Below are 7,490 nucleotides of genomic sequence, written 5' to 3' on the forward strand. Positions count from 1 at the left end.
TTATAATATATTTAACTCAAGCAAAATTGAGAAAGTTAATACTATAGGAGGAAAATATTTGCTTTTAAATCTATCTTATAGGGGTAGAATAATATGCCGACTATTATAAATAAAAATAATTTTTTGTTCTTTTCGTAGTCAACTAAAATATGCCTGTATTTGTTAAATGCTACTTTCGTACTCTAGCTTATGCATAAGTGTGCAAGACCTGTATTGAAATTATTTTTGCACACGTATGCAGAAATAAATTGTTAGGTTTATTTATGTCTCAGTAAGGATAGCTTTGTATAGATTTATGCACACCTATGCATAAATGTTACTAAAATATAACCTCATCTTTTGTTCTACACACCTGTGAAAAGTTAACAAAGTGTAGGGGTTAATTCCCCATCCCCAAAGGGAATTGCTTGTAATGAGAAAGGGTTTAAATCCCCAGACGCTCGCAGACTCGCTAACGCTTCGCTATCTCAAAACGTAATTGCGTTAGCGACGCGCAAGGCGAGTCCGCGATAGCGAAGCGTTAGCGACGCAGGAGCGTCGCGTCATTGCGAATTGTTTAAAAGTCCCTAGTACTTGAAATTCACGTAAGTTTCAACCTTCTCCTTTGGCAACTGTTCTACCACCTGACACCGAATCATCTGCCTTAAATTCTCTGGTAGGCTCTCATAATAGTCTCGTTGGAGAGTCAAATCCACCTTCGGCGTGTGCAACCAATGCATAGCATAGCCCATAACTACCATCGGTCTTGGCTGGTTAGTCCGATTTGGTGAACCCCGGTGTAGTGCTAAAGGTGTCCGAATCATCGCATCCCCTAGTTGCATATAAAAAGATTCCATCGGAATTTCACCAGTGGCAATTTTCCTTAGCCCTTCTTCACGCGGCAAGATATGCGTACCACGCGCCATCTGGAACGGCCCGTTTTCTGCCGTTACTTCTACAAGTGGGAAGTTAACCGCAAGGGCGTAGAGTGGCGTTACTATTTGATCGGAGAACAAAGGGCGATAGTCCCGATGGATTTCCTGATAATCCGAACCTTGTACTGGGAGATCAACTCCCATCTGAACCATCACATATTCCTGAAAAAATACTCGCTCCAGCACACCCATAATCACCGGATTAGCGAAAACTTCCACGTTGGCAAAGGGGGAAACCCAAGGCAAGGTTAGATAGTAACGAGCAATTTCACGGGGAGCCAGTCCACCTGGTCGATTTTGGCGCTCTCGGAATAAATTTTCAAAACCTTTTGCCCATTCGCTAATCAATTCTTTATCAAAAAGACCGCGAATCACACAAATTCCGTCTCGATTTAGGTCTTCGGCAAATCGGTTTAGGTCAGCATCTGTATATTTATTTACTCTACCTATACTTTGAACCATTTTCTTATCCTCGCCAATTCCTGATGTTAAAGTCGAATTTAAATCGGACTCTCAATAGCAGTTTTTGCAATTGTTCGTCGATAATAACGCACCATTTCTGGAATTGACTTATCAGTTTTTGTAGACTTAGGTTATCCAAATCTCTTTAAAGATAAGACTTTATCTTGATTAGTTTCTTGGGTTTTCCGGTTGGGGGGTAAGGTGCTGAATCAGAAATACAGCAATGGTTCTTAAACCAACTCACTGCCCAAATTATGATATTATAAGTGTAGTAAAAGGTGATAAAAGTACTGAAAGCAAAAAGTGTTGCCTTTGCCGCCAAGATGGGAGTTTTCGCCGCAGAGTCATCCAACGACTACTGAAAATTAGCTACAACTCCGTAATGCAGAAATTAAAATAATTTGTAATACTTAATTAAGTTTTGTAAAGAAGATTTAGCGCCAAACCGGAGCGGAAGTTCCCTTAAATATGGATTTTGCAAGACACACCCCGCCACTTGGAGTTGATCTTGACTTCAACCCCAGAATTAGTTAAAAAAACTTCAGCAATAGTTAACTTGCAAAGCCAAATTCAACATAACTCTTCTAGGTTCGCCGTTTTGCCCGCCCAGTAGATGCAATTTAAATATGGAACAGCTTACCTATTTCTTTCCTGCGGACTTGACAAATATTCACGATATGTGTGCCATAATGTCACGAGTCAATAGTCTATACCTAATTTTGTAGCTCCCATACTAGGGCGCTTGATGTATTTTATGTTTACTATTAAGCGATAAATAGCGTTCTGTAAATACAGGTATAAAGTTACATAGATTACAGAGAAAGGAGTAAAAAACTCCTGGAATATCTCAAAACAGACTAGTTTAGTCTAAACCGAAGCCACAAAAAATTTGTTCTATTGTAGTTACATTAAGAGGTTTTAATGAATTTGTTGGATATACAAAAGCGTAAGGTTGACCTTCCCTCCAATACAGATAATCAAAGGGTTTCTAGCTTTCCAGAAGCTGGGTATCCACGTCCACAGTTACAGCGATCGCACTGGCTAAATTTAAACGGTGAGTGGAAGTTCGCTTTTGACGATGAAGGACGATGTGTTCAACCAGGCGATATCCAGGGGTGGACTCATTATATACAAGTTCCCTTCGCTCCCGAATCTACCAAAAGTGGTATTGGTGATACAGGTTTTCATCCAAACTGCTGGTATGAGCGAGAATTTGAAACGCCTGAAGGTGACGGCAGATTATTACTGCACTTTGGGGCTGTGGATTACCGCGCCCGTGTTTGGGTGAATGATCAATACATGATAGAGCATGAAGGGGGACATACTCCTTTCACGCTGGATATTACCACAGTTTTGAATGACACTGGCATAACTAAAGTAACAGTCTGGGCCCAGGATGATCCTGGTGACCTTGCCAAGCCTAGAGGAAAGCAGGATTGGCAATTGGAACCGCATAGTATTTGGTATCCTCGCACCAGTGGTATTTGGCAAACAGTCTGGATTGAGCGCGTAGGTAGAACTTACATCGATAGTATTCGGTGGAGTCCCGACTTCGAGCGCTGGGAAGTTGGTTGTTATGCTGCGATCGCAGGTGATGCCCCTGCTGGCATCCAAATCAAGGTGAAACTGAGCATTGGCAATACCGTGCTGGCAAACGATACCTATGAAGTGTTTAACGGAGAAATTGGCCGTCGCATCTCCCTTTCCGATCCAGGTATCGACGACTACCGCAACGAATTGCTGTGGAGTCCAGAAAAGCCCACTCTAATGGATGCCCACGTTGAACTTTGGCATAACAATGAACTTTTGGATGAAGCTAAATCCTATACAGCAATGCGGACTGTAGGGATACAGCGCGATCGCTTTATGCTCAATGGTCGTCCTTATTATTTGCGCTTAGTTCTCGATCAAGGCTACTGGCCTGATTCGCTAATGACAGCACCGGACGATGGGGCATTGCGGCGCGATGTCGAACTTGCCAAAGCAATGGGTTTTAACGGAGTCCGTAAGCACCAGAAAATTGAAGACCCGCGATTTTTATATTGGGCAGATAAGCTGGGGTTGTTAGTATGGGAGGAGATGCCCAGTGCATATCGTTTCACACCTAAAGCAGTGGAACGCACAACGCGAGAGTGGGCTGAGGTAATTAGGCGGGATATCAGCCACCCCTGTATCGTAGCTTGGGTAACGTTTAATGAATCCTGGGGAGTTCCGAATCTGGTTGAGACTGCGGCTCACCGAAACTACGTTTTGGCAATGTTTCACTTAACTAAAACTCTCGATCCGGGCCGCCCAGTGGTTGCCAACGATGGCTGGGAAAGTACAGATACAGATATTCTGGCTATTCATGACTACGACACCCACCCACAACGATTAGGTCATCGCTATGGGCCAGAAGTGAAACTAACGGATTTGTTTGACCGGAAGCGTCCTGGCGGGCGCATACTGACACTGGATAACTTTCCGCATCAGGGACAGCCAGTGATGCTGACTGAGTTTGGTGGTATTGCCTATGCCCCTGTTGATACCCCCGATGCAGATAAAGTTTGGGGATATGAGCGTTGCTCCAATATTTCCGAGCTAGAAATTAAATACGCTACTCTGCTCGAAACGATTAATGATATTGAGTTGTTTAGCGGATTTTGCTACACCCAATTTACAGATACTTTCCAAGAAGCTAACGGTTTATTATACGCCGATCGCACGCCTAAATTTCCCATTGAGGCGATCCGCGCTGCGACCCTTTCAGGACAAGGATTATGTACTCCCACAAGCTGTTAAAGCCGGATGGTCGCCCACTGACCTTATATAGTCGATACCCGATTGCCGATAATATCATCGCCACTAGCCCTAGTAATGAACCAGTGCAGGCTAATCCTCACCTGCGCTGGCATCCTTTACGCGGCGAATGGGTTGCTTATGCTTCTCACCGTCAAGGGCGGACTTTCATGCCGCCCCCAGAATATAACCCCCTTGCACCCACTACGAAACCGGAGTTTCCTACAGAACTTCCCCCAGGTAAGTATGATGTGGCGGTGTTTGATAATCGCTTTCCCTCAATGGCTCAAACGGCACACGACCCACCAGAGTGTATTATGGAAACATTGCCTGCTAATGGGGCGTGTGAAGTGGTGGTTTTTGCTCAAAATGCCCAAGCTTCCCTTAGTTCGCTGGAATTGGAACACCTTGATTTGCTGTTGGAAGTATGGGGCGATCGCACCCGCGTATTAGGAGCAAATCCCCAAATTCAGTACGTGCTGCCTTTTGAAAACAAGGGTGTAGAGGTGGGTGTAACATTGCACCATCCTCATGGGCAAATTTACGCCTATCCTTTTACACCACCTGTGCCAGCGCGGATGCTGTCAATGCAGCAGGAGTATTATGAAAAAAATCGGCGGGGTTTACTGCAAGACTTGATTCAGAAGGAAATTGCAGACAATCAACGGATTATTTATCAAGATGAGTATGCGATCGCATTTGTCCCGGTATGCGCTCGTTACCCCTATGAAATTTGGATTGCTCCTAAAGAACCAGTTGGCACTTTTATGGATCTTACTCCAGAGCAACGTTGGGGACTTGCTAAGGCGTTAAAAACTGTCACCCTCAAGTATGACGGCTTGTGGAATCGTCCATTTCCTTACTTGATGGCTTGGTTCCAAGCCCCAACTGACGGTTTAGCCCATCCCGAAGCGCATTTACACGCCGAATTTTTTCCACCATATCGGACAAGCGAAAGGCTGAAGTATCTAGCGGGAACTGAACTTGCAGCAGGGATGTTTGCCAATGATGCTTTGCCAGAAGAGAAAGCGAAGGAGTTACAAGCTGTAATGGTAAATATTGAAGAACCAATTTCGGCGTGACAAACCTACCTATTTATTTCTGTTTGTCCATCTCTTGAACAACAAATTGTCTTAACCGTTCCTTCTAATGGGGGACGGTTTTTAACTTTTCTGTAATAAGCTAAAAAACATCTAATTTGCATAATCGAATTAAATATAACTCTTGTGGGGTGGGCATATTGCCCGCCCAGTATATGCAATTTAAATGTGCAACAGCTTACTGTTTCACTTCTTTTAAAGTTGCTGTGTAACGTAGGGTGGGTTAATTTTTGTAGGTCGATGCAACAAAGGTGCAAGGCAATGCAACAAAGGTGCGAGTCGATGCATCAAAGGTGCAGATCAAGAGACTTGTGTGTACACCATAGCCGAAATCTATATAACTCCAGGCTGGATTTTGATAGTTCTCTTATAAGCCTTCTGATAGTGTATTTCTCCAAACAAAAGAGTTTAGGCTGGGGGTGTTTAGTTATAAAAATGAGAGGTAATAGCTATGCCTAGTGGACATGCTAGCCATAAAGGCGCTTCTAATAAATCCAATGTTAATGCCAATGGAGTAATTGATGATGCTGCTGATCAATCATTAAACCCTGATGATATCCTGTCTGAGGAGCAAACTAACACAGAAGTCCATAGAGTCGAAGAAGCTGTTAAGTATCCTCCTGCTACCGAACGCCCAGGTGAAAAATCAAATACTAATACCTGAAGTAACTATAAGACTCATATTTGATTTTTGAAATATATAAGGTGCGTTAGCCGTAACGCACCTTATATATTTAGATTTTTTTCAAAAAAGTGTAGCAGAATAACGACACCCAACTCAAGTGTGAGATAATCGCTTCTTTGTGCTGAAGTACACGCTCAAGGACGTTACCTTTATTCTGCTCTGGGTCGTAATCCCGAACCCAGAAGATGCCCGCATGGGCAAACGCACCAATCATCAGGAAGCCAGCAATGTACTGGTGATGGGTGTACAGCGCCGCCTGTGTTGTGTAGTCCTTAGCCATAAAAGCGTAAGGAGGCAGCGAATACATGTGCTGCGCTACTAATGATAATGCAGTACCTAACGCTGCCAGGTGTATGGACAACTGGAAGTGCAGGGAGTTGTTGTAGGTGTCGTACAGCCGTGTGGTAAGTTGAACTGACCTTCAGTTTGGACACCAAAGAAATTTTTGGCGTTGAGCATCTCTTTGATGCTGTGACCAATGCCGAAGTTAGTCCGGTACTGGTGACCAGCGACAATAAAGATAACTGCGATCGCTAAATGGTGATGAGCCATATCGGTCAGCCATAGCGATTCAGTTTGGGGATGAAAACCACCCAAAAAAGTCAGAATTGCTGTCCCTGCGCCTTGAGATGTGCCAAACACATGCCCTGGCGTTTCAGGATTCTGAGCGTATACACCCCAGTCACCTCTCCAGAAAGGTGCTAAACCGGCTGGGTGAGGCAAAGTTGTTAGAAAATTGTTCCAACCAACATGAACACCGCGAGATTCGGGAATGGCAACGTGAACAAGGTGTCCCGCCCAAGCAAGAGAGCTAACACCAAACAAACCTGCCAGGTGGTGATTCAGGCGGGGTTCTGCACTCTTGAACCAAGCCAAGCTAGGACGATACTTGGGTTGCAAGTGCAGCCAACCAGCAAACAAGAATAATGCTGCTAACAGTAAAAGAAACACTGAACCCTGGTAAAGGTCATTGTTCGTCCGCATCCCAATGGTGTACCACCAGTGGTAGACACCAGAGTAAGCAATGTTAACAGGATGATTAGCGCCCCCTTGGGTAAAAGCTTCTATTGCTGGTTTACCAAAATGAGGGTCCCAAATCGCGTGGGCGATTGGACGAATATGCAGAGGATCTTTAATCCACTGCTCAAAGTTACCTTGCCAGGCTACGTGGAACAACAGACTAGATGCCCACAGGAATATGATTGCCACATGACCGAAGTGAGTAGCGAAAATCTTTTGGTAAAGATTTTCCTCGGTCATGCCATCATGGCTTTCAAAATCATTTCCCATAGCCATCGCGTACCAGAGCCGACGTGTAGTCGGGTCTTGTGCGAGATCCTGGTTAAACTTAGGATATTTTGTGGCCATGCAATTTAATTAGGGGTTGCTGAAAAAGAAAGAGAAGCTCACAGGATATAGATTATCTGACCAAAGAAGTATATTCAGGTGCAAGACTTGAGGGTAAAATAGCTCAAAATCCTTGCATAACTGCGACCAGCAGTACAGAAGTGTGCGGTTTGTAACTATGTACCGAAAACAGGGGCAAAATCC

Annotated in this window: 4 protein-coding genes and 1 pseudogene; 3 read left to right on the top strand and 2 right to left on the bottom strand. The window is 44.2% G+C overall.

Features of this window, described 5'->3' with window-relative positions:
- Positions 1-566 precede the first annotated feature (566 nt).
- The gene (locus VE944_RS18935) at positions 567-1,376 is read right to left on the bottom strand and encodes a phytanoyl-CoA dioxygenase family protein (protein ID WP_324980190.1); all 810 of its coding nucleotides are present in this window, start codon (positions 1,374-1,376) and stop codon (positions 567-569) included.
- A 921-nt stretch (positions 1,377-2,297) separates the two neighbouring features.
- On the opposite strand from VE944_RS18935, the gene VE944_RS18940 reads away from it, so the two are divergent.
- The 3 genes from VE944_RS18940 (at position 2,298) to VE944_RS18950 (ending at position 5,918) form a co-directional block, all read left to right on the top strand.
- Positions 2,298-4,157 (top strand): glycoside hydrolase family 2 protein, encoded by a 1,860-nt coding sequence (locus tag VE944_RS18940; protein ID WP_324980193.1) that lies wholly within the window; start codon positions 2,298-2,300, stop codon positions 4,155-4,157.
- Entirely contained in the window at positions 4,136-5,236 is a 1,101-nt protein-coding gene (gene galT, locus VE944_RS18945; RefSeq protein ID WP_324980196.1) for a galactose-1-phosphate uridylyltransferase, read from the top strand. The genes VE944_RS18940 and galT overlap by 22 nt, the downstream gene beginning before the upstream one ends.
- Positions 5,237-5,705: 469 nt before the next feature.
- Positions 5,706-5,918 carry a hypothetical protein gene (locus VE944_RS18950; protein WP_324980198.1) on the top strand — a complete coding sequence of 71 codons (213 nt, stop codon included), beginning with the start codon at positions 5,706-5,708 and terminating at the stop codon, positions 5,916-5,918.
- A 97-nt stretch (positions 5,919-6,015) separates the two neighbouring features.
- On the opposite strand, the pseudogene VE944_RS18955 reads toward VE944_RS18950, so the two are convergent.
- Positions 6,016-7,307 (bottom strand): annotated as a pseudogene (locus VE944_RS18955) (photosystem I psaA/psaB family protein); the annotation flags it as partial.
- Positions 7,308-7,490: the final 183 nt, after the last annotated feature.

This window comes from Nostoc sp. (assembly GCF_035638895.1).
In the GTDB taxonomy this organism is placed as follows: domain Bacteria; phylum Cyanobacteriota; class Cyanobacteriia; order Cyanobacteriales; family Nostocaceae; genus Nostoc.